The following is a 22,875-nucleotide window of genomic DNA, read 5'->3' as shown; positions in this document are numbered from 1 at the left end:
TATGTTTAGAACTTTGCTTAGTTTTTTTGTGGTAATGCTAATATTGTGTACTCTTGTTTATCCTTTTGCTTTAAATACAGTTGCAAAATTTATTTTTCCTTATCAATCAAGTGGAAGTTTAGTAGATAAAGAAGGTCGTCCGACTTTGGATGTAAGCAAAGCGGTAGGTTCAAAGCTTTTGGGTCAAGATTTTAATAAACCTTATTTTCTACATTCAAGAACATCTGTGTCAAATTACAATACAAGCGATACAAATGAAAGCAGTGTAAGTTCAGGTGGATTTAATTATGCTATGTCAAATCCTGCTTTAAAAGAGCGTGTGCAAAAAGATTTGCAAAAATTTTTAGATGAAAATCCGCAAATTACAAAAGAACAAATTCCTTTGGATTTATTAAGTGCTTCAGGATCAGGTCTTGATCCTCATATCAGTCTTCAAGCAGCCCTAGTGCAAATTCCTAGGATAAGTCAATCTTCAAAAATCACCAAAGAAGAACTAGAAAAAATCATTCAAGAAAATACCGAGTCTAAATTTTTAGGGATTTTTGGGGAAGAAAAGGTTAATGTTTTAGCTGTTAATATAGCTATTGCTAAAGCCATGAAAAAAGAATAAACATGCAAAGACAAAGTCCTGAACAAATTCTTAAAAAACTTGAGGTTAAAGCTAAGGAAGAAGAAAAAAACAAACTTGCAAAATTAAAAATTTTCTTAGGTTATGCTGCAGGTTCTGGAAAAACTTATGCTATGTTAAGTGAAGCTAGAACTTTAAGGGATAATGGAGTTGATGTTGTTTTAGGCTATATAGAGCCTCACGATAGACCTGAAACAATGGCTTTAACACAAGGTTTTGAAAGTATAGCTAATCTTGAAATTCCTTATAAAAATATAGTATTAAAAGAATTTGATTTAGACGCTACCCTTAAGAGAAAGCCTGCTTTGGTTTTAGTAGATGAGCTTGCACACACTAATGCTAAAGGCTTGCGTAATGAAAAGCGTTTTCAAGATATAGAAGAACTTCTAAAAGCAGGGATTGATGTTTATACTACTTTAAATATACAACATTTAGAAAGCTTAAATGATTTAGTCGCTAATATCAGTAAGATAGAAGTTAAAGAGCGTATTCCTGATCGTATTTTTGATGAGGCTGATCAGGTTGAACTTGTTGATATTGAACCTAATAAGCTTTTAAAAAGAATGCAAGATGGTAAAATTTATAAGGAAAAACAAGCTAAACTAGCACTTGAAAATTTCTTTCGCCAAGAAAGACTTATAGCTTTGCGTGAGATTGCCTTAAGAAGACTTGCTTCAAGAGTGAATTTAAGAGCAAGTGAACAAAGGCTTATTAATGATGATTTAGCTTATCATACTGGAGAGCATATTTTAGTTTGTATTAATGCTTCAAATGCAAAGGTTATTCGTGCAGCTGCAAGACTTGCTTTAGCTTTTCATGCTAAATTGAGTGCGCTTTATATAAAAAATCCCAATATTAAAGAAGCAAAAGCCTTAGAAGAAAATATAGAACTAGCTAAAAGTTTTGATGCTGAAATCATTAGCGTATATGATGATGATATAGCAAGACAAATTGCAGAGTATTCAAGCCTTAGCAATGTCTCTAAAATTGTTTTAGGCAAAAATAAAGATAAAAAAAAGTTTAAAGAAGAGATTTTTGAAGCTGTCGCTAAAAAAGCACCCAATATTGATTTATATCTTGTCAATGAAAATCAAATTTCTACTCCTAAAATACGAAGTAAAAAAGGTTTTGATTTTTTAGGTTTTTTAAAAATCACAGGAGTTTTGCTTTTAGCAACTTTTATAGCTTTTGTATTTCATAAATTTAATACTCAGCCAAGTAATATAGTTATGATTTTTATTTTAGCAGTTTTTGCTTCTTCTTTTATTTCTGACAATAAAATTTTCGCCTTTTATTCTTCTTTGGTAAGTGTTTTGATTTATAATTTTTTCTTTTTAGAACCTATTTTTAGTCTTAAAGTTCATGATAGTGGAAATATTATTACTTTTACAACTATGTTTATAGTTGGATTTTTAACAGCTGTTTTTACTAGAAGATTAAAATTGCAATCTAAAGAACTCACTAAAAGAGCTTATAGAACAGCTATTTTACTTGAAAATAGTGAAAATTTAGCAAGAGTGAAAAGCAAACAAGAGCTTTGGGAACAACTTGGAAATCAAGCTTTAAAATTATTAAATTTGCCTATTATTATTTATCCTATAAATAAAAACAATATTTTATCGAAACCTTTGCTTTTTTTTAACGATGATAAGCAAATGTTAAAAAATTGTTTTAGTGCCGATGAGATTGCTATTGCTCAATGGGTTGCAACAAATAAAGAAAGAGCAGGTGTTTGTACGAATACCCTGCCTAATGCTAATGCTATGTATTTACCTATAGAAGATGGGGAAAAAACTAAAGGGGTTATAGGTATAGTTTTAAAAGAAAAACGTCCCTTGCAAGACTTTCAGTATGAAATTTTAAGTGCTTTACTTAATGAGGCAGGAGTTAGAACAAGGGATATATTTTTATTATAAATCCCTTAATTTATTAATCTCATCTCTAATTGCAGCAGCTTTTTCAAACTCAAGTGCTTTAGCTGCTTCAAGCATTTGTTTTCTTAACTCTTTGACAAGTTTTGCTCTTTCGCTAGCAGGCATTTTTTCTAGTTTTTTACCTTTGCGATAAATTTCGCCCAAATCCTCTTCATTTTTCAAGCTCTCTTCAATATGGCGTTTAACTGAAGTTGGCGTGATATTGTGTTTTTTATTATAAGCCATTTGAAGTTTGCGGCGTTCATTGGTGGTATCCATAGCTTCTTGCATGGATTTTGTGATTTTTTTGCAAAAAAGCAAAACCTTACCATTGACATTTCTAGCTGCTCTTCCCATGGTTTGGATTAAACTTGTAGCACTTCTTAAAAAGCCTTCCTTATCTGCATCCATAATGGCAATGAGTGAAACTTCAGGTAGGTCTAGTCCTTCTCTAAGTAAGTTAATGCCAATTAGCATATCAAAAGCACCGCTTCTTAAACCTCTTATGATTTCATTGCGTTCTATAGCATCGATATCTGAGTGCATGTATTTGACTTTTATACCAAGCTCTAAATAATACCTTGTAAGCTCTTCGGCAAGTTTTTTAGTCAGTACAGTTACTAAAACTCGCTCGTTTCTTTGTATGACTTTTTTAGCCTCATCAAATAAAATTTCAACCTGATTATCACTATCTTTTAACTCTATTAAAGGATCAAGCAGTCCTGTAGGACGCATGATTTGATGAAAGATGTTTTCTTTGCTAAGTTCAAGTTCTAAAGGTGCAGGTGTGGCTGAAACAAAAAGAAATTGACAATTTTTATGGATAAATTCATCAAACATTAAAGGACGATTATCCAAGGCTGAAGGTAAACGAAAACCATAATCTACCAAAGTTTGTTTTCTGCTTCTATCTCCTGCAAACATACCTCTAAATTGTGGTAAAGATACATGGCTTTCATCGACTATAACAAGAAATTTCCTATTTTTAATCGCAAAATAATCAAAAAGCGTATAAGGAGTATCACCTTCTTTAAGCCCTGTTAAATGTCTTGCATAATTTTCAACGCCTTTACACATTCCTGTGCTTGTAAGCATTTCAAGATCAAATTCAACCCTTTGTTTAAGGCGTTGATATTCTACGAGTTTATTTTCATGTTCAAAATAAGCAAGGCGTTCGTTAAGTTCTGCTTTTATGTCTTTTATCGCTTGTTTTAGTCTTGTTTCACCTACACTAAACTGGCTTGTAGGATAGAGTATGAAGCGTTTTAAATCTTTGCCTTTTTTATTTTCTAAAACATTGTAATGATACATAGCATCAAGCTCATCGCCAAAAAATTCAAGTCTTACTACTTCATCTTCATAATAAGCTGGATAAATGTCTATAATATCTCCTTGAACTCTAAAATCTGCACGATCAAAAAAATTATCATTTCTTTTATAACCCATATCTACAAGTTTTTTTAAAAGTTCTTTTTGTGAAATTTGCATACCTAGTTCAAAGATTAAAACCATGCCTATGTATTCATTTGGATTACCAAGTCCATAATTTGCTGAAACACTAGCTATGCAAACTACATCTTCATAACTTAAAAGAGAAGCAGTAGCACTCAGTCTTAAACGCTCTAAGTCTTCATTAGTGGAGCTGTCTTTTTCTATGAAAACATCAGTGCGTGGAATATAGGCTTCAGGTTGATAATAATCATAATAAGATATAAAATATTCCACATGATTTTTAGAAAAAAAGCCTTTAAATTCGCTATAAAGTTGCGCACAAAGGCTTTTGTTGTGACTCATGATAAGAGTGGGCATATTAAGTTCTTTAATGACATTTGCCATGGTAAAGGTTTTTCCACTTCCTGTAACGCCTAGTAAGGTTTGATATTTGTTGCCTTTTTTTATACTTTTTACTATACCTTTTATGGCTTCTTGTTGATCAGGACTAGGTTTAAATTCGCTGGTAAGTTCTAACATTTTTCTACTTTATTTTTATTTTTGAAAAAATTTTAAAAGAAAATGCTTTAATTAAAAATTAATTGACAATAAAAACCTAAATTTAAATTTTTTTCTGCTACAATATCAAATAATATTTTCCATAAATTACAAATTTTTTAAGAAGGCAAAAATATGTTTGATGAAAAAATAATCAATACTATGACAGATAAAGTAAATGAATTAATTGAAAAGTATAACGAAGTTTGTGAAGCCAATGAGGCTTTAAGAAATGAGCTTGTGAGCGTTAAAGCACAAAATGAAGCAAAAAGTAATCAAATTATGCGTTTAGAAGAAGAACTTAAATCTCGCAATATAGAAAGCGAAGATATTTATAAGAAAATAGAGGCTGTTCTTGGCAGATAATCTAAAACAAGTCATTGTTAATGTTAATGCAAAAGATTTCATTGTTAAGTGCAGTGAAGAATTTGCAAATTTTTTAGAAGATGATATCGCTTTGATTTCAGGGGGTACTAAAAAAATAGAACTTAAACGCTTTGTAGATGCGTTTGTTAAAAAAAGTTATGAAAATTATATTCTAGAAAGAGAACTTAAGAAACTAATAAAAGCAATCAATGAAGAACTCCCGACAAAATGAACAAAGCTTTTACTCTGCTTGAGCTTGTTTTTGTGATTTTGATTTTGGGAATTTTGTCAAGCTTATCTTTATCTTTTATCAATACTACAAAAGATGAGGTTAAAATTTTAAAATTAAAAATGGACTATGAAATGCTAAGCTCAGCTCTTGCTTTAATGCGTAGTCAAATGAGACTTAAAAATTTAAATTTTCCAGAAATTTTAGATAATGCGCAAAATAATCAAGCCAAAGAAAAACTCTTTTATTGTTTAAATGATTGTGATTATTCTTTGCTTGATACACCTATTTATTCTGATTTTAAATCTTGGATAAAAATAGGTAAAAATCACTATAGATTTGCATTAAATGCTAAAGAGATGGTTGAATTTATTTATGATTCTAAAGAAGGTTTGTTAAAGTGTATAGGAAGTTCTAGATGCAAAGATCTGATATAAGATATTATGAACTTGCAATTTGTGGTTTGTATTTGGATAATTTAACTTTTCATAGTTTTGATGAAATCAAACCTTTAACACAGGTATTAGTGGATTTAAAATCTAAAAAAAATCTTAAAGCCATCGTACTTAAAGAATGTCAAAAACCTGATTTTAAAACTATAGAAATTAAAGAAATTACAAAGTATTTTCTAACTCCTTTGCAACTTGAATTGGCAAATTTTATTGTTTATTATTATGCTTCAAAACTTGGTTTTGTTTTGGGCTTTTTCGAAACTAGTCCTAAGTATGAATGTCAAAAAATGTTTTTTAAAGATACCCCTAAGCTAAACAATCAACAACAAAATGCCTTAAGTTTTCTTCAAAAAGAAAATAATTCTTTGCTTTTTGCTGACACAGGTAGTGGTAAGACTGAAATTTATATTTCTTTAATAAAAGAGTGTTTAGAACAGGGTAAGCAAGCTTTACTTTTGATGCCAGAAATCGCACTTACTCCACAAATGCAAAAGCGTTTAGAAGTATATTTTAAGGATAATTTTTTCCTGTGGCATTCTAAAATTTCAAAGAAAAAAAAGCAAGAATATTTAGAGTGTTTTTGCAAGGGAGAAGTGCTTTTAGTAGCGGGTGCAAGATCGGCTTTGTTTTTACCTTTTAGAAATTTAGGACTTATTGTAGTAGATGAAGAACACGATAATTCTTATAAGGCTTCTAACCAGCCTTTTATCAATGCAAGAGATTTAGCACTTTTTTTGGGTCAAAAAAATAATATTAAAGTGGTTTTAGGTTCTGCAACCCCATCTTTAACGAGCTTTTATAAACAAAAAAGTTTTAGACTAAAAGGAACTTTTTTTGAGAGTAAAAAACATTTTTTATATGATGAAAATGAGCTCGGTATAACACCTATGCTTTTAAGCGAATTAGAAAAAAGTTTAAAACATCAAAAACAAGCTATAGTGTTTTTACCTACAAGGGCTAATTTTAGGCAAATCATTTGCAAGGATTGTGGAGAAACGATAAAATGTCCCTTTTGTTCTATTGCCATGAGTATGCATAAAAAGAAAAATATTTTAAAATGTCATTATTGTAATTATACTTCTTTAATAGAGCAAAATTGTCCAAGTTGCAAAGGAGAAATGTTAGAAGCTAGAAAAATTGGGACTGCTGAACTTTTAGAGCTTTTGCAAAATGCTTTGCCTTTAGCAAAAATAGCAAAATTTGATAGCGATGAAATCACAAGCGTTAAAAAGCTTAATACTATTTTAAAAAACTTTAATGAAAATAAGATCGATATACTTATTGGCACTTCTATGCTTGCTAAAGGACATGATTATCATAGTGTGGATTTGAGTGTGATTTTAGGGCTTGATGAATATTTGTTGCGTCCTAGTTTTAGAGCGAGTGAAGAAACTTTAGCTTTAGCTATGCAAGTTGCAGGTAGGGCAGGGCGTAAAGGCGAAGCAAGAGTACTTTTGCAAACAAAAAATAGAGCTTTTTTTGAAAGGTATATAGAGAATTATGATGCTTTTTTAAAAGATGAGTTAGAAAATAGAAAAGATCTTTACCCCCCATTTAAACGCCTTTTAAGAGTTCTTATAGAAGATAAAGATCAAAAAAGTGCACAAAAACTTTGTGAAAAATTTGCTTCTCAATTTAGAAATATCAAACAGGTAGAATTGGTAGGCTATGGAATTTGTGGAGTTGAAATGCTGTATGGAAAATATCGTTTTTATTTGTTGCTTAGAAGTGAAAATTATAAAGCTTTAGTGGCAATTGAAAATTATATTTTGCAATTTAAAAATGCAAGTGCGGATATTGATCCTATTGATTTTGTGTAAGTGATATGATTATTTATCTTTGTATATTTTTTCAAATTCTTTATAATATTTCCAAGAATCAATAATATGAGGATGTGTTTGTTTTAAATGATTTAGTTCATTTTCAAATATATTAAAAAAAGTGTAAATAAGTGATTTATTTTTTATAAAATAATCTATTACATCTTTTTCTTTCATCATTTTTGATTCTGTTTCATCTATGGTTATTTTAATTTGATATAAAAAATCATACAAATAATGTTTAATTGTTGAAAATAAAAGATTGTTTTGTTCTAATTGCTTAAAATCATTTTTATCAATATATACACCCATATCATTACATAGGTCGTTTTTTATAATTTCTTGTATTATGTCTATTTTTTCATGATTGATATGTTTTCTGTCTAAAATTATGGGAATGCTAGAAGTTCTATCAATATTGAAATTTTTATTATTTTTTAGGAGTATTAAGATAAAAGGTGTTATTAATATCTTTAGAATTTGCATAAAGTGTAATAGGAAAAAGATAGCGAATATAACCTCTAAATTCTTTAATTTTAAATAAATCTAATTTATCTTTATGGGGGGGGGTAAAATTAAAATTTATAGCAAGTAAATTCATGGTATCGAAGGCCTTTGATTGGCGGATTTCTTCCATATCAAGATAGTATACATTGTCTTTGTTAAAATATTTTAATAAATAAGAGATGATAAAAACTCCTTGTTGTAGTTCATTTATATCGATTTTAATTTTATGATTTTGATGAGTAAGATAGTTGATGTAATAACGCCAATCATAAGTTAGATTAAATTCAGGGGGATAGTTTCTTAAAACTTTACTCCAATCTCTTCCCCAGCTATGCTTTAAAAGTCCCATTGGATCTCGAACTCCGCAAATAATCTTAGAATTAAAATCTAATAAAGATAGATATTTATCAAAATAAGGTAGATTAATTTCTGATATATTAATAGCATATTGAGCAATTGTATTATCATTTAGACACATGTAATTAATACAATATCTCTCTTTGCTATCAGGTGGTAAAACCCAGGAGGCAAAACAAGTTACATCGCAACATTGATTAAGGTATCTTAAAAATGCTGCTGCTCCAACGCCATGTGGAGAAATATAGATAAATTTATAGTGTTTAGGCAGGGGTAAATTTAAATCCCAAGCTAATTCTGCGCAATGTCGACTAGAATCTATTTCTATAAAATTAGGATTGATTAAAGGTGGATAAGGATGTTTTGTTGATAAATATCTATCCCTAAATTCGTTAGAATTGAGCCAAGTGCAAATTGTTTCAATATTTTCCAAAACAAAGGTAAAAAATTTTTCATTATTCGAATTTTTTAAAGCTTGTAAAAGAATTTGAGCTAGGGTTGGAGTTAGGTTATTTTTTATATAGAGTAAAAGATTTTGCATATAACCTCTTTTAATTGTATTTAATTTATATATAATTCATAAATATTTAAATGTCATGAAATTTAAATATATTATCAAAAATAAACTTTAATTAAAGCAATAAAAAGTTAAAATTTGATATTAAAATTTTTCAAAGAGTGAAGTTATGGAGTATAAAAGATTTAAAACCAGACAAATCAAAGTAGGAAATGTTTTAATAGGCGGTGATGCACCCATTTCAGTTCAATCTATGCTTTTTACTAAAACAAGAGATATAGAAGGTTCTTTAGAACAAATCAATCGTCTTTATTTTGCAGGAGCAAACATAGTGCGTTTGGCGTGCTTGGATATGGCTGATGCAAGGGCTTTAAAAGAGATTAAAGCTAAAAGTCCTCTACCTTTAATCGTAGATATTCATTTTAATCATAATTTGGCTGTATATTGTGCTGAATTTATCGATGGAGTGCGTATAAATCCTGGCAATATAGGCTCTAAAGAAAATATTAAAGAAGTGGTAAAAGCATGTAAAGAACGGGGTATCCCTATACGCATCGGTGTAAATCACGGCTCCATAGAAAAACAATTTAGTGATAAATTTGGTTATGGTGTCGATGCCATGCTAGAAAGTGCCATGTATAATATCAAGCTTTTAGAGGATTTAGACTTTTTTGATATTAAAATTTCCATGAAGACTTCAGATGCTCAAAAAACTATAGAAGCTTATGAGAGATTAAGACCGCTTTGTGATTATCCTTTTCACTTAGGGGTAACTGAAGCAGGAACTAAATTTCATAGCACTGTAAAAAGTTCTATAGCTTTAGGAAATTTACTTCTTAAAGGTATAGGCGATACTATGCGTGTTTCTATGACGGGTGAGCTTGAAGAAGAAATTCGTGTAGCGAGAGCAATTTTGCAAGATAGCGGAGTACAAAAAAGCGGAGTAAATATTATTTCATGTCCAACTTGCGGTAGGATTCAAAGTGATTTGTTAAGTGCGATTAAAATCGTAGAGGAAAAAACCAAGCATATAAAAGAACCTTTAAACATCAGTGTCATGGGTTGTGTGGTAAATGCTTTAGGCGAAGCTAAGGGCGCTGATGTGGCTATAGCCTTTGGGAAAAATCAAGGACTTGTCATAAGACATGGTGAAGTTGTAGCTAAATTAAAAGAAAGTGAACTTGTAGATAGATTTTTAGCTGAAGTTGAAGATGAGGTTAAAAGTAGGGTTGTAAAAGAATAAAAGCCTAAAAGCAAGGTTAAACCTTGCTTTTTAGAATGGCCATATCGCTTCTATAACTTTACTACCCCAAGGTTTTCTTGTGCTTCTATCCACTTCTCCTTCTGTTTTATATAGAATTTTAGCATCTGCTATATATTTACTATCTATAGTATTGTCTTGACCGATGTCATAAGGACGAATAACACCGCTTAATTGTATGATTTGCTTCTCTCCGTTGATTAAAAGCTCTCTTGAACCTTCGATAAAATAATTACCATTTGATAAAATTTTAATTACACGTGTTGAAATTGTAGTATTGAAACTTTCATTTCTGCTTTGCGAGCCTGTTCCTGTGTAGTTGTTTGAACTATTGGTTTGAAAGCCTATATTAGAATAAGCATTGACTTTATTAAGAGCATTAGCTACCACTCCTGAACTTCCTGTTAAAGCACCTCCGCCTAAATTTGAGGTATTAGTTCTGCTTGTTGCTTTATTAGCTTGTGTGCTTTGAGTGGTACTTTCTTGTATAACAACTGTAACTAAATCATTTACATTCATAGCTTTTTTATCTGAAAATAAAGGATTATCTCCTTTGCCAAAAAGCGATCCTGGCGCACTTTCTATATTATTACTTTGTTTTGGTGCAAGTTCTTCTACATAAGCAGGTGGTTTCATTGAAATTTGCGGATCAACCGTTGCAGAACAACCAAAAAATACAAACGGTAACACATAAAATAAAACTTTTTTCATTTTCGTCCTTTAAAATATGAATTTTTATTTTTCTTTGTTAAAATTAGAAAAAGCAAAGAGTGTTCCACATTTATAAATTCAAGGAGAAAATGATGGCAAATCTTTATTTGATGAGATCTAGAAGTGATGAGTTAAATACTATTATTAGTACAAATTTGCTTAAAAATTATAGCAAAATTTACAAAAATATCGCAATTTATTGCCCTGTGATATACATACATCGCGTCCCTGTTTTGCAGGGTTGGTTGGAAGAATTTAATATCAATCAAACCGTAAAAAGTGCCTATGGTTTTACCTTTAGAGAGGCAATGGAGGAATTTAGCAAAGATCCTCATAATTTTTTTAATGTTATTTTAGAAGAATACGAAGAGTTAAAACGCAAATACGATTTTGTGCTTGTAAATAGTTTTTGCGAATTTGGAATACTTGATGGATTTGATCTTAGTATAAAATTAGCTAAAAATCTTAATACCCCTATCGCTGCTATTATTAACGATGAAGATAAACTTATAGCTCAAAAATATTTCGATCATGCCCTAGATGGTCGTAATTATGTTTTGATTAATGAAAATTTTAATTTTGAAGAAGTGCAAAAGCTTAAAGAGTATGATTTTATAACTCCGCATCGTTTTAAATATGAATTGATTAAACAAAGCGTAAAAAATAAAAAAACCGTTGTTTTACCAGAAAGTAATGATGAGAGAATTTTAAAAGCTGCTGAAATTTTATTAAAAAGTAAAGTTGTTGATCTTATTTTATTGGGCGATGAAGAAAAAATCAAACAAGATGCTACTAGATTAAGTCTTGATTTAAGTGCTATGCAAATTATGAATCCACTTAATTCAGAATATAATCAAGAATTTACTTCTATTCTTTATGAAGCAAGAAAATCTAAAGGCATGAGTTTAGAAGAGGCTAGGAAGCTAGTTCAGGATAAAACTTATTTTGGAACTTTGCTTATACATACTGGAAAAGCTGATGCTATGGTTAGTGGAGCATCAACTACTACAGCTGAAACGATTCGCCCAGCATTACAGCTTATTAAAACTAAAGAAGGCATTAGTTCCGTTTCAGGAATTTTCTTTATGGGACTTGAAGATCAAGTTTTAGCTTTTGCTGATTGTGCTGTAAATCCAAGCCCAAGTGCTGAGCAACTTGCAACTAGTGCCTATGTAAGTGCTATGACTGCTAAATCTTTTGGACTTGAACCAAGAATAGCTTTGCTTTCTTATTCTAGTGGTGATAGCGGTAAAGGAGAAAGCGTAGATCTTGTAAAAGAAGCATTAAAGATTGCTAAAGAAAAATATCCTGAGTTGAATATAGATGGTCCTATGCAGTTTGACTGCGCTTATGATCCAAAAACTGCAGCAAAGAAAATGCCAAATTCTAAGATAGCAGGTCATGCAAATGTGTATATTTTTCCTGATCTTAACGCAGCAAATATTTGTTACAAAGCAGTTCAAAGAACTGCTAATGCTTTAGCAATCGGTCCTATTTTGCAAGGTCTTAAAAAACCTGTCAATGATTTAAGTCGTGGATGTTTGGTAGATGATATTGTAGATACCGTAATTTTAAGTGCAATACAAGCTCAATAGAAAGGAATGATAAATGAAAATTTTAGTTTTAAATTCAGGTTCTTCATCGATTAAATTTAAATTTTTTGATAATAAAATCGTTAAAGCCAGTGGATTGGTAGAAAAAATTGGAGAGCAAAATTCAAAGGTTGTATTAAAAAATACTTTAAATAATGAAAGTTTTGAAAGAGAATTAACAATAAATAATCACGAAGAAGGCCTTAGTATAGTTAATGAGCTTTTTAAAGAATCAGGAATTTTAGCAGATTTAAATGCGCTTGATGGCTGTGGTCATCGTATAGTTCATGGGGGAAGAAATTTAAGCGAGCATTGTTTAGTGGATGATTATGTTCTTAAAGAGATAGATAGGGTTAGTATTTTTGCTCCTTTGCATAATCCTGCGCATTTAGCAGGTATAAAAACAATGATCAAAGCTGCACCTAGTGTTGCTAATGCAGCTATTTTTGATACAGCTTTTCATCGCACTATGCCTGATTTTGCTTATATGTATGCTTTGCCTTATGATTTTTATGATAAGCATAATATTAGAAGATATGGTTTTCATGGGACTTCTCATGCTTATGTTAGTTCTAGAGCGGCAAAATTTCTTCAAAAAGATCAAAATGAATTAAATGTCATCTCTGCTCATCTTGGAAATGGTGCAAGTGTATGTGCTATAGAAAAAGGTAAGAGTGTGGATACTTCTATGGGCTTTACTCCGCTTGAAGGACTTATTATGGGAACGCGTTGTGGAGATATAGATCCTGCTATTTTACCTTTTATTAGTCATCTTAAGGGTTTAACTATAGAAGAAATAGATACTCTAATGAATAAAAAAAGCGGAGTATATGGAATTTGTGGTTATAATGATTTTAGAGATATAGAAAGAGAGATAGAACAAGGTAATGATAAAGCACGCTTGGCTCTTGATATGTTTTGCTACCGTCTTGTAAAATACATAGGAGCTTATTTTGCTATATTACCAAAAACCGATGCTATTATTTTTACAGGTGGTATAGGAGAAAATGATAGTTTGGTTCGACAAAAAGTATGCGAGAGATTAGCTCATCTTGGTATCGAGTTAGATTTTGAACTTAACAAACAAAGGATTTCGGGCGAAAGAATGATAAATCAAGTAAATTCTAAAGTTAAAGTGCTTGTTATTCCTACAGATGAAGAATTAGAAATCGCTAGAATCACAGAAGAACTTATCGGTAAAAATTAAATTTTAAAAACTATATAAATCTTTCATTTATATAGTTTTTAGCAAGGTTATATATTCACTTTGCTTTTCGTTTAAAACCTTAAAAGTGCTTATCATGTAAGAAAATTCATCATCACTTAAACCATAAAGTTCTTTAACCAATAAATCATTTTTTGCTCTTAAGATATCATAAGCCTTTTTAGTTTTTGGAATTTCTTCATTTTTTATACTAAATTCTTGTTTTAGCTCATCAAAATGATGATTTTGATCATTGTAAAGCTGTAAAAGCAAGGCATTTTTAGCTAGAGTTTTATAGATTTCATTGTTTTGAATTTCTTCATCACTTGGTTGAGGCAGGGGAATTCTTTCTAGATAGGTTTTGCTTACATTGATTTGTACCATATTTCTTATGATAAAATCAACCACTAAAGAATTTAACAAAGCCAAAACAAATAAAATCTTTTCATAAGGCACTATATCCATGCAAATTTCATCATCTTTTAAAATATATTGTTTTGGAATATTAGAATAAACACTATTTCCACATCCACAATTTTTTGGCAATAAAGAAGCTATCAAAGTTCTCTCATTTGTATCACTTGCAACGGCTCTATAAGCAAGTCTAAAAAATTCTCTATCATACTTTATCAATTCAGGCTTTAGTTCTTTACCGGTGGCCTTTTTAGCTCTTGAAAGTTCTTTACTTTTTAAACGCTCATCAAATTTAGCCTTTTCTAAAAAATAAGTAGCTTGGCTAAAATTTGCATCAAATTGATGTATCATTTTACCTTCATATAAGGGTAAAAGTCCTTCTCTAAACTCTTCTATAAACAAATCTTTATCATTTGTCATATGAAGTTCATTTACAAAATCTATATAATCAAAAGACAAGTTTTGAAAAGCATTGTAGCATTTTCTTAGAATTTCTAAAGCCTGTTTGTCTTTTAACTCCATTAAGGCTAGGTGAGTTGGACTTAGCTTTTTGATATCTTCTAAGCTTAGAGTTAAAATTTCATCTTTGTTTTTTAGTGAGTTAATATCTGTTTTATAAAACATCATTTTGATTTTGTGAGTGTGATTTGCTTGTGTGTTTTTTATAAGCATAAGAGCAAATTTATAGCTTTTATGCACATCAGCAAATATAGCTTGTCTATTTTCAAAACTATAAAAATATTCTAAAGTTTTATTTTCTAAAATTTCTTTTCTTAAAGTTAAGCTTCCATCTTCAAACATCAAAGCACTAGGTAAAACATAAGCTAAATTTCCATCTTGTTTTAAAAGAGAAAGATTTTTTTCTACAAAAAGACGAAATAAATTTCCATCTCCACTGCCTTTGTTTAAAGGATAGGCTTTTTTATAATACTCGTTTAAATCATTTATATATGCTTTTTGTTTTTCATAATTTTGCTTTATATAATCTTTCGCTAGCAAATTGTCTTGAATTTCTTTTTTCTTGCTAGCGATTAAGCTTCTATAATCGCTTTTATATTGTGGAAAGAAATCATCATCACTAAATTTAGTTTTATCCCAAGGTGGATTACCTATGATGATATCAAAGCCTTTAAAGACTTGATTTTCTATGATTTCAGGAAATTCTAACTCATAGTTAAAGAAGTTAAATTCTTTTTGATATTTGCTAATGATGTTTTTTGCTTGTTCATTTTGGCTTAAATTTTGTATATCATCTTGACTTAGGGCTTTTAGAATTTGTAATTCTTCTTTGTTGACAAAATGAAGCGTGTTGATATAGTTTAGATATAAATTTAGTTTATTAAGTTTTGGTGTGATTTCATTTTGATAGATTTGTTTAGATTGTTTGATTTGTTCTTCGTTGGTATCTTTTAGATTATCAAGTTTTTCAAATACTTCTTGTAAAATTTCAAATTCTTGTGTTATGGAATTTGTAAAAAGGTTGCTTGAGTTTTGTTTTATCAAATCTTTAAAATCACTTAGGTTAGAATTGATCAAAGCATTGCCGCACTTTATGTGGTGTTCTATAAAAGAAAGTGGGGTTCCAAAGATAAAACTATCTATCCAAAGGCTAAGTTTAGTAAGCTCTATGCTAAAAGGGTTTAAATCCACCCCATAAATAATGCGTTTTAGTAAAAGTCGTTTTAAAATATCACTCTCATCTACTTCATAGTCTTGCACAAAATCTTTTATATAGTTTAAAATATTTTCTTTTTCTTCTTCGTAAAGTTCTTTTAAATTTGTAAAATGATCAAAATCTGATAAAACAATGTGTGTAATAGCATTTAAAACTCCAACTAAAAAATGTCCACTACCGCAAGCATTGTCTAGTATTTTAAATTTCAAAATATTTTCATTGTTTAGTTTATCTTTTAAGGCACTTTGGATTAAAAAATTAGCTATGGATTGAGGGGTGTAAAAGCTTGCGCTTGCTTTTCTTGAGTTGCTAGTATTTTTAAGGTAAATTTGTCCTTTTTTGTAAAAGGTGTATTTTTCTACTTTTTTTGATTTTTCTAAAATTTTGAAATCATAATTATCAAAATAACATTCTATTTCTTTTGATTTTTCTTTATAGCTTACATAGTAAATATCTTCATTTGCTATTTCAAAAAAATAAGAAAGCAAGCCTTCATAAATCGTGCCTAAATGTTCTACACTTAAAGTTTTGTAATCTCTTTTAAAGCTTAGATTTTTATCTTTAAAATTTAATAATTGATTTAAAATGAATTTTAAATCTTTATCGTTAAAGATTTTTGGCGTGCTTAAAAGAGCGGTTTTGCTCTCATCAAACAAACCGCCATTAAAAACAGGCATATCAAAATTGCCTTTGCCTTTGTTGTAAATGTTGAAAATATTTTCAAGTTCTCCAAAGCCACCACTTGAGCTTTCATCTTCTTGTAAATTTTCAAGTAAGGTTCTAAGACTGATTTTACTTTTAAAATACTTATGTTTTTCTAGTATAATTTCAAATTTATCTTCAAAATAAACAATAAATAAAAGCCTAAAGATAAAATATAAAGAATTTTCATAGATTAGTTTTAAATCCGCCTTTGTTTTATTGTAAATTCTAGAGCCTATGAATTCAAATAAAGATTCATTTCCATTAGTTCCGTAAATGATAGATTTTAAATCATCTTCTATTTTGATTTTTGAAAGTTTATTGTTTTGTAGAGTTATTTCTAAATGATCTTCTTTTTCTGTGAAATTAAAAGCGCTAAATACACTATAAAAATACGCAAAAGCTTCAATATTTTGATCTTCAATGATTTTTTCTAGATTGATTTCGTAAAAAACTTTGTTTGAATTCAGTATAGAATTATCATAAAAACGCCAAAATCTACCATTGGTTAAAAAACCATAATTTTTCTTAAGATTGCCTAGATATCTTAGAATTTGAAAGTGAGGGTTGTCTTTTACTTTTTTATTGTCTATTTCTATATTATAAGCTTTTGACTCTAAAATGATTGTGAAATCATTGCTTGATTTTTTTGTTTCTTTGTCTAAATTTTCGTATTTTGATTTTAATTTGTCATTGCTAAAAAGTAGAAAATCAGGTTTTTCCAATTTTCCTTGTATGATTTTTTCATCTTGTCTTACAAAGCACCACCCTAAAATTTCTAATACTTTTGATATAAATTCATCTTCAAATTGATGTTCGTTTTGTTTTATAAATTTGTTTTTGTCGTAAATTTTTGTAATTTTAGTTAAAATATCTCTAAAGGCTTTTTGATTTGCGTTGAAATTATAAATCTTAGGAAAGTCAATTTCTAAAGAATAGCTTGTAAAAAGATTATTGTTGAGGTATTTTTTAAGTTTTTGATAGTAATTCATGGCTTTCTTTCTAAAGTATTTTTAAAAATTTGACATTTTAAATTATATCTAAAAAACTTTAAAGACTTGTGCTTATTTATGAAAATGATTTTTTAGTTGGAATTAATTTTCTTTGGATAAAATTTTAATTAAAAAATAAAGCGTGGATTATGAAAAAATTTAAAGAATTTAGCCTTCGTTTTTTATTTAAAGTATCAGAGCAACCTGTTCTTATAAGAGATTTATTAGAGGCAAATGCACTTTTTAACGATGGAATGCTTGTAGATCCTTCTAAGCTAAATTTTAATTTCAAAATTCTAAATTCTTATATTTATTTTGGTGTTTTTTGCGCTGTGATTTTATTGCCATTGCTTTTGATTACTCATTATTTTTTAACAAAGCTTGACTTTCATATAAGCATAGTGAGCGCTGTTATGGTTACTGCTTGTGTATTTATAGGATATGATATTTTTAAAGTTTATACTCGCAAAATAATCTCAAAAAAAATAATACAAAAAGCCTGGGCTTTACACTTTCCTTATTTTGCTTATGAAAAGTACTCTACAATGGCGGGTGAATTTTATAAAGAAGCTTTAAAAGAAGAAATTCCAAAAGCAAATTTAGAGCAGTATGTTTTAGATAAGATTATTCATTCTAAATAATCTAAAATTTGATTTTGGAATCGCATATTTTCAAGTCTTCTTTTTAAGTCTTTATTTTCCTCGTTTAAAACACTTTCTTCTGTTCTTAATGTAGCAATCTCTCTGCTAAGATAGTAAATTTGATTTCTAATATAAATTTGTGGGGCAAATAAAAATAATGCAAAACTAACAAGTAAAGCTGCAAAAAGAAGATGATTGAAGTTTAGGTTTCTATCTTCTTTGGTAGCATTAGAGAAGCCTTCTAGTAAAATATTTTTTGCCTTTTGAGCATCTTCATCATTTTGTTGTTTTTCTTGAGCTTGATTAGATGGTTTTGGAAGTTCTTGTTTATTTTCTTGTGGTGTTATTTTTTTTTGTAAATTTTCTAAACTTTTCTTGATATTAGGTTGATTTTTAACATCTAGTTTTTTTTCTATAATTAGAGGTTTTTGTATTTTAGTTTCTGTTTTTTGAATTTTTTCTATAGAATTTGTAAGTTCCTTTTTTTCTTGTTTTGTTTGAGTGGTAGCTTGATTGCTTTTTGTTTGAATTTGCGTTTTGGTTTGGATATTTTTTATTTCGTTTGCTTTTTTTCTGCTAAATAAAAAATTTTTTTTAGTTTTTTTATTTTCTTCTTTTTTTCTTTCTTTCATTTTGGAAAAAATTTTTTTAGCAAGAGATTGCTTTTCTTCTAATTTAACATTGATTAGATCTTCTTTTAAATATATATTTGATTTTTTAGTATGTTTTGACTCATACTCTTCATCGAATTCTTCTAAGAATTTATTAGGAGTCTTTTTTTTAAAACGACGTCTTAAAATATCATCGCTAGAAATTTCATCTCTTAAATCATCATCAAGCGGTTTGCCTTGATTTATGGCGCGAGAAAATTTCAGCATTTTTTGGCGTATGTTTTGGCGTTCTTTTATAAAATCATCTTCTAGCATTATTTATTGTCCAAATTATTAAAATAAAAAGCCCGCATTTTAGCACAACTAGAGCGAGAATTTTTTAAAAGTTCTTCCTTGCTCGCACTTATAGCTTTTTTAGTTATTATTTGTCCTAGGCTATGGTTATTTCCACATTCGCAACGCATTATTTTTTCATTACAAATGCAGTTTTTTGACCATTTTTTGAAAAATTGTTTTACTATTCTATCTTCTAAAGAATGAAAGCTAATGATAGCTAAAATGCAATTTTTTGGTTTTAAATTTTCTAAATGTTCAAGAAAATCTTTAAGCACTTTAAGTTCTTGATTTACTTCTATTCTAATGGCTTGAAATGCTAAAGTAGCTTTGGAAATTTTTCTATGATTTTGTTTACCTTTTCCTATGATTTGATAAAGCTCTTTGGCGCTTTTGATTGGATTTTTACTTCTTTCTAGGCAAATTTTTTCAGCAATAAAATGTGCATCATGTAATTCTCCATAATCTTTAAAAATGGAAGTTAATTGCTCTTTTGTATAAGTATTAATAATCTCATAAGCCGATATTTTGGAGTTTTGATTCATTCTCATATCCAAAAAGTCAGAATTTACACTAAAACCTCTTTCGTTATTATCAAGCTGAAATGAAGAAACTCCAATGTCTGCTAAAATACCTCTTAATTCTTCTTTATGTGAAATTTTTTCTAAAACTTCACTAAAATTACTTTGCATAAAAGTTATCCTATTGCGAAAATCTTTAAGACGTTTTTTAGAAAATTCTAAAGCTTGTTGATCTTGATCACAAGCAATGAATTTAAGATCAGGATGATTTTTAAGCAAAGCTTCACTATGTCCGCCAAATCCTAAAGTGCAGTCTAAAAAATAACCTGTTTTAAGATTTTTAAAAATCTCTTGAACTTCATTAAGCAAAACTGGGATATGAGGAATTTCCAAAATCAATCCTAATAAATTTTTATAAACTATAATTATAACTAAATTTCATTGTAAAAATCATAAAATTTAAAGAACAAATATTTTTTGGTAAAAATTTTATAATTAAACTCCACTTAAACACTTCTACGATACAATATCTAGTTTAAATTTAATCAAGGAATGATATGCTTACTTGGATGCAACATCATAAAAAATATCTTGTTGTTACTATATGGGTTAGTACTATAGCTTTTGTTGGCGCTGGCTTTTTAGGTTGGGGTGCTTATGATTTTAATCTCAATAGAAGTTCGAGTGTTGCAACTGTAGGAAATGAAAAGATAGGTTTTAGCGAATTTGATACTAGATATAGACAAATTTTAAGTTATTATAATCAAATTAGCAATGGTGCTTTAACTCTAGAAAATGCTGAGCAACTAGGCATTAAAAATATAGCTTTAAGCTCTCTTGTTGAAGATAAGCTTTTGTTAAATTTTGCCAAAGATTTGGGTATTGGCGTAAACGAGAATGAAATTTTACAAAAACTTGCAAATACTAGAGAATTTCAAGATCCTACAGGGGATTTTAACAAAACAATTTATTATGAACTTTTAAATGCCAATAATTTAACTCCAAAAGATTATGAAACACAACTTGCAAATGAAGTAATTACCGATAAACTTAATCAAATTTTTAATATTCCTAGCAAAGATGAGGAATTAAAAATGTTAGCTTCTAGTTATTTTATGCAAGATGCTTTAAGTATTGCAAAAATTGATTATGACAAAAAAAATATTAAGATTAACGAAGAGGATTTAAAAAAGCTTTGGAATGAACATAAAGAAGATTATAAAACTAAAAAAATATATGAAATTTCAACTTATTTTTTGCCAGTTAGCAATGAGAAAATTGACGACAAAGAATTAGAAAAATTTTATAATCAAGATGAAAATAAACTAAAATATAAAGATTTTGCAGGTAAAGTGATGGATTTTCAGTCTGCTAAAAATGAAGTTGCTAAAGATTACGCCTTAATGCAACTAAAGAATGTGGCTAATGCTAAATTTTTAGATTTAAAAAATGGGAAAGATAATTTTCAAAAAGATCAAAATATTAGTGAATCTGATGTTTATTATCCAATTGATCTTTTGAATAAAGCTAAAAATGGAGATGTTTTACGGCCAGCACCTTATAATAACGGATATATCATAGTTAAACTAAATAAAGTAGATCCTATAAGAAATAAAACTTTTGAAGAAGCTAGAGAAGAAGTTTTACCTATGTATTTAAGCGAACAAGCTAGAAAAAATTTAGAAGAAAAAGCTAAAAATAGTTTAGTAAATTTTAAAGGCGATGATATAGGCTTTGTAAGTCGAGATAGTTCTCGCGAGAGTGTAAAGGTTAGCGATAAAATATTAAACGATTCTGAATTTGCTTATTTTTTAATGAATGTATTTAATACTGATCAAAATAGTTCTTATGTGGTCATTAATGACAATAAAGCAATATTATATAAAATAAATAAACAAAAATTAGATATGAACTCCGATAAATTTGAACAATACAAAACTATGCTTGAACAAAATTTGCAAAATTTAAAAGCAAATGAGCTTAAGCAAGAACTTGTTGATGAACTTAAAAAGATATATCCGATAAAAATTTATTATAAAGGGAATTGATTTTGAATATATTAGGAATTGACTTAGGCTCAACCCAGACTTGTGCCATTATTGCTCAAAAAGATGAAGATGGATTAAAAATTATTGGTTTTTCCAAGTCGAAAACCAACGGGGTTAAAAAAGGTGCCATTACCAATATAGAGCTTGCTTCTAAATCTATTGAAGAGGCTGTTAGAAGTGCTGAGATGATGAGCGGAGTTCATTATGATAGGGTTGTAGTGTCTATATCAGGTGCTTATACTAAAAGCGTTGATAGCATAGGTGTTGTTAATATTCCAAATCATGAAATAGGCATTAAAGAAATTCATCGTGCTGTAAGTACAGCTAAGCATACTGCCAATCTACCAAGTGGTTATGAAATTATCCATGTTTTGCCTTATAATTTTAAGGTTAATGATCTTGAACATGTTGATGATCCTTTGGGAATGAGTGGTAATCGTTTAGAAGTTTCAACCCATATAGTGATTTCACAAGAATCTCATATTAAAAATCTTAAGAAAGCAGTTGAATTAGCTGATTTAAGAGTGGATAATATAGTTCTTTCGGGATATGCTTCAGCTATAGCTTGTTTAGATGATAGCGAAAAGGAATTAGGTGCTGTTTTGATTGATATGGGTGGAGCGATTTGTGATATGGTTGTTCATACTGGAAATTCAATTAGATATAATGATTGTTTGCAAATTGGCTCGATTAATATCACCCAAGATTTATCAATGGCATTGCATACACCTTTAAAAGAAGCAGAAAAAATCAAGCTTAATTATGCAGCTCTTTCACAACAGCCTAATACCCTTATACAAATCCCTTCAATGGGTGATGAAAGAAAAGTTAATGAAGTTTCTTTGGATATTATTTCAAACGTAATTTATGCAAGAGCGGAAGAAACTTTGATGATTTTGGCAAAAATCTTAAGTGATAATCGTTATGCCAATGCTATAGGTGGCGGAGTTGTTTTAACAGGTGGAATGACTAAGTTAGCAGGTATTGATGAGCTAGCTCCTGCAACATTTGATAATCGCTCAGTTAGACTGGCTACTGCAAGAAAAGATTTGATTACTGGTTTTAGTGAAATTTTTAATGATCCTGAAAATACTTGTGCTATAGGACTTTGTTTATATGGAGCGGGATATTTTACGCCTTATGAACTTGATTCTAATGAGAAATTAAGATATAAAGGGGAAATTGAAAATTTTAATCGTCAAATTAAACAAGATATTGTTTTGCAAAAAGATACAGAAAGTGAAATAAAATCTGATTTTTTTGATGAAAATTTGCAAGAAAATGATACAATTGCAATACAAGAACAATTAGATTTTAAAGAGCCAAAAGAAAAAAAACCTAGTGTTTTTTCAAATATCTGGCATAAAATTATGAATCAATTTTAACAAGGAG

17 protein-coding genes and 1 pseudogene are annotated in these 22,875 nt (G+C 29.2%); 12 read left to right on the top strand and 6 right to left on the bottom strand.

Features of this window, described 5'->3' with window-relative positions:
• The first annotated feature begins 1 nt into the window (after position 1).
• Together kdpC and BGS40_RS02725 are read left to right on the top strand one after the other, a co-directional pair.
• Positions 2–610 (top strand): potassium-transporting ATPase subunit KdpC, encoded by a 609-nt coding sequence (kdpC, locus tag BGS40_RS02730; RefSeq protein WP_087704469.1) that lies wholly within the window; start codon positions 2–4, stop codon positions 608–610.
• A gap of 2 nt (positions 611–612) precedes the next feature.
• Positions 613–2,544 (top strand): sensor histidine kinase, encoded by a 1,932-nt coding sequence (locus tag BGS40_RS02725; RefSeq protein WP_087704470.1) that lies wholly within the window; start codon positions 613–615, stop codon positions 2,542–2,544.
• On the opposite strand, the gene uvrB is transcribed toward BGS40_RS02725, so the two are convergent.
• The gene (gene uvrB, locus BGS40_RS02720) at positions 2,539–4,512 is read right to left on the bottom strand and encodes an excinuclease ABC subunit UvrB (protein ID WP_052794049.1); all 1,974 of its coding nucleotides are present in this window, start codon (positions 4,510–4,512) and stop codon (positions 2,539–2,541) included. The two genes, BGS40_RS02725 and uvrB, sit on opposite strands and share 6 nt — an antisense overlap.
• 153 nt (positions 4,513–4,665) lie before the next feature.
• On the opposite strand from uvrB, the gene BGS40_RS02715 reads away from it, so the two are divergent.
• The 4 genes from BGS40_RS02715 to BGS40_RS02700 are packed head-to-tail and all read left to right on the top strand — an operon-like array spanning position 4,666 to position 7,397.
• Complete coding sequence (locus BGS40_RS02715; protein WP_002852327.1) at positions 4,666–4,896, top strand: hypothetical protein; 231 nt, start codon at positions 4,666–4,668, stop codon at positions 4,894–4,896.
• Positions 4,886–5,128: a hypothetical protein gene (locus BGS40_RS02710; RefSeq protein ID WP_002854947.1), complete on the top strand. Its 243-nt coding sequence runs from the start codon at positions 4,886–4,888 to the stop codon at positions 5,126–5,128. The genes BGS40_RS02715 and BGS40_RS02710 overlap by 11 nt, the downstream gene beginning before the upstream one ends.
• The gene (locus BGS40_RS02705; protein ID WP_002852324.1) at positions 5,125–5,562 is read left to right on the top strand and encodes a prepilin-type N-terminal cleavage/methylation domain-containing protein; all 438 of its coding nucleotides are present in this window, start codon (positions 5,125–5,127) and stop codon (positions 5,560–5,562) included. The genes BGS40_RS02710 and BGS40_RS02705 overlap by 4 nt, the downstream gene beginning before the upstream one ends.
• Positions 5,544–7,397, top strand: a complete 1,854-nt coding sequence (locus BGS40_RS02700; protein ID WP_096738340.1) for a primosomal protein N' — start codon at positions 5,544–5,546, stop codon at positions 7,395–7,397. The genes BGS40_RS02705 and BGS40_RS02700 overlap by 19 nt, the downstream gene beginning before the upstream one ends.
• A gap of 9 nt (positions 7,398–7,406) precedes the next feature.
• Here BGS40_RS02700 and BGS40_RS02695 read toward each other — a convergent pair.
• A pseudogene (locus tag BGS40_RS02695) lies at positions 7,407–8,802 on the bottom strand (DUF2972 domain-containing protein).
• Positions 8,803–8,947: 145 nt separating this feature from the next.
• On the opposite strand from BGS40_RS02695, the gene ispG reads away from it, so the two are divergent.
• Positions 8,948–10,021 (top strand): flavodoxin-dependent (E)-4-hydroxy-3-methylbut-2-enyl-diphosphate synthase, encoded by a 1,074-nt coding sequence (ispG, locus tag BGS40_RS02690; protein WP_002852250.1) that lies wholly within the window; start codon positions 8,948–8,950, stop codon positions 10,019–10,021.
• 30 nt (positions 10,022–10,051) lie between these two features.
• On the opposite strand, the gene flgH is transcribed toward ispG, so the two are convergent.
• Complete coding sequence (gene flgH / locus BGS40_RS02685; protein ID WP_002852146.1) at positions 10,052–10,750, bottom strand: flagellar basal body L-ring protein FlgH; 699 nt, start codon at positions 10,748–10,750, stop codon at positions 10,052–10,054.
• An 89-nt stretch (positions 10,751–10,839) separates the two neighbouring features.
• Here flgH and pta point away from each other — a divergent pair, with 89 nt between their 5' ends.
• Both pta and BGS40_RS02675 read left to right on the top strand, forming a co-directional pair.
• Positions 10,840–12,345, top strand: coding sequence for a phosphate acetyltransferase (pta, locus tag BGS40_RS02680; RefSeq protein WP_075912943.1), 1,506 nt, complete (start codon positions 10,840–10,842; stop codon positions 12,343–12,345).
• A 13-nt stretch (positions 12,346–12,358) separates the two neighbouring features.
• Positions 12,359–13,549 carry an acetate kinase gene (locus BGS40_RS02675; RefSeq protein ID WP_057096037.1) on the top strand — a complete coding sequence of 397 codons (1,191 nt, stop codon included), beginning with the start codon at positions 12,359–12,361 and terminating at the stop codon, positions 13,547–13,549.
• A 27-nt stretch (positions 13,550–13,576) separates the two neighbouring features.
• Here the strand turns inward: BGS40_RS02675 and BGS40_RS02670 are convergent, their stop codons facing one another.
• Positions 13,577–17,329 (bottom strand): Eco57I restriction-modification methylase domain-containing protein, encoded by a 3,753-nt coding sequence (locus tag BGS40_RS02670; protein WP_096738339.1) that lies wholly within the window; start codon positions 17,327–17,329, stop codon positions 13,577–13,579.
• 149 nt (positions 17,330–17,478) lie between these two features.
• On the opposite strand from BGS40_RS02670, the gene BGS40_RS02665 reads away from it, so the two are divergent.
• Positions 17,479–17,970 carry a hypothetical protein gene (locus BGS40_RS02665; RefSeq protein WP_002852223.1) on the top strand — a complete coding sequence of 164 codons (492 nt, stop codon included), beginning with the start codon at positions 17,479–17,481 and terminating at the stop codon, positions 17,968–17,970.
• Here BGS40_RS02665 and BGS40_RS02660 read toward each other — a convergent pair.
• Together BGS40_RS02660 and rsmH are read right to left on the bottom strand one after the other, a co-directional pair.
• Positions 17,958–18,896, bottom strand: coding sequence for a hypothetical protein (locus tag BGS40_RS02660; protein ID WP_087692032.1), 939 nt, complete (start codon positions 18,894–18,896; stop codon positions 17,958–17,960). The two genes, BGS40_RS02665 and BGS40_RS02660, sit on opposite strands and share 13 nt — an antisense overlap.
• Entirely contained in the window at positions 18,896–19,834 is a 939-nt protein-coding gene (gene rsmH, locus BGS40_RS02655) for a 16S rRNA (cytosine(1402)-N(4))-methyltransferase RsmH (protein ID WP_002859605.1), read from the bottom strand. The genes BGS40_RS02660 and rsmH overlap by 1 nt, the downstream gene beginning before the upstream one ends.
• A gap of 158 nt (positions 19,835–19,992) precedes the next feature.
• On the opposite strand from rsmH, the gene BGS40_RS02650 reads away from it, so the two are divergent.
• Positions 19,993–21,483, top strand: coding sequence for a peptidylprolyl isomerase (locus BGS40_RS02650; RefSeq protein ID WP_096738338.1), 1,491 nt, complete (start codon positions 19,993–19,995; stop codon positions 21,481–21,483).
• Positions 21,480–22,868 (top strand): cell division protein FtsA, encoded by a 1,389-nt coding sequence (ftsA, locus tag BGS40_RS02645; protein ID WP_002859607.1) that lies wholly within the window; start codon positions 21,480–21,482, stop codon positions 22,866–22,868. The genes BGS40_RS02650 and ftsA overlap by 4 nt, the downstream gene beginning before the upstream one ends.
• The last annotated feature ends 7 nt before the right edge of the window (positions 22,869–22,875 follow it).

Source organism: Campylobacter sp. 107, from assembly GCF_002383835.1.
In the GTDB taxonomy this organism is placed as follows: Bacteria; Campylobacterota; Campylobacteria; order Campylobacterales; family Campylobacteraceae; genus Campylobacter_D; species Campylobacter_D jejuni.
Note: the sequence above shows the minus strand (reverse complement) of the source record. Positions and strands in the feature narration are given on the sequence as shown.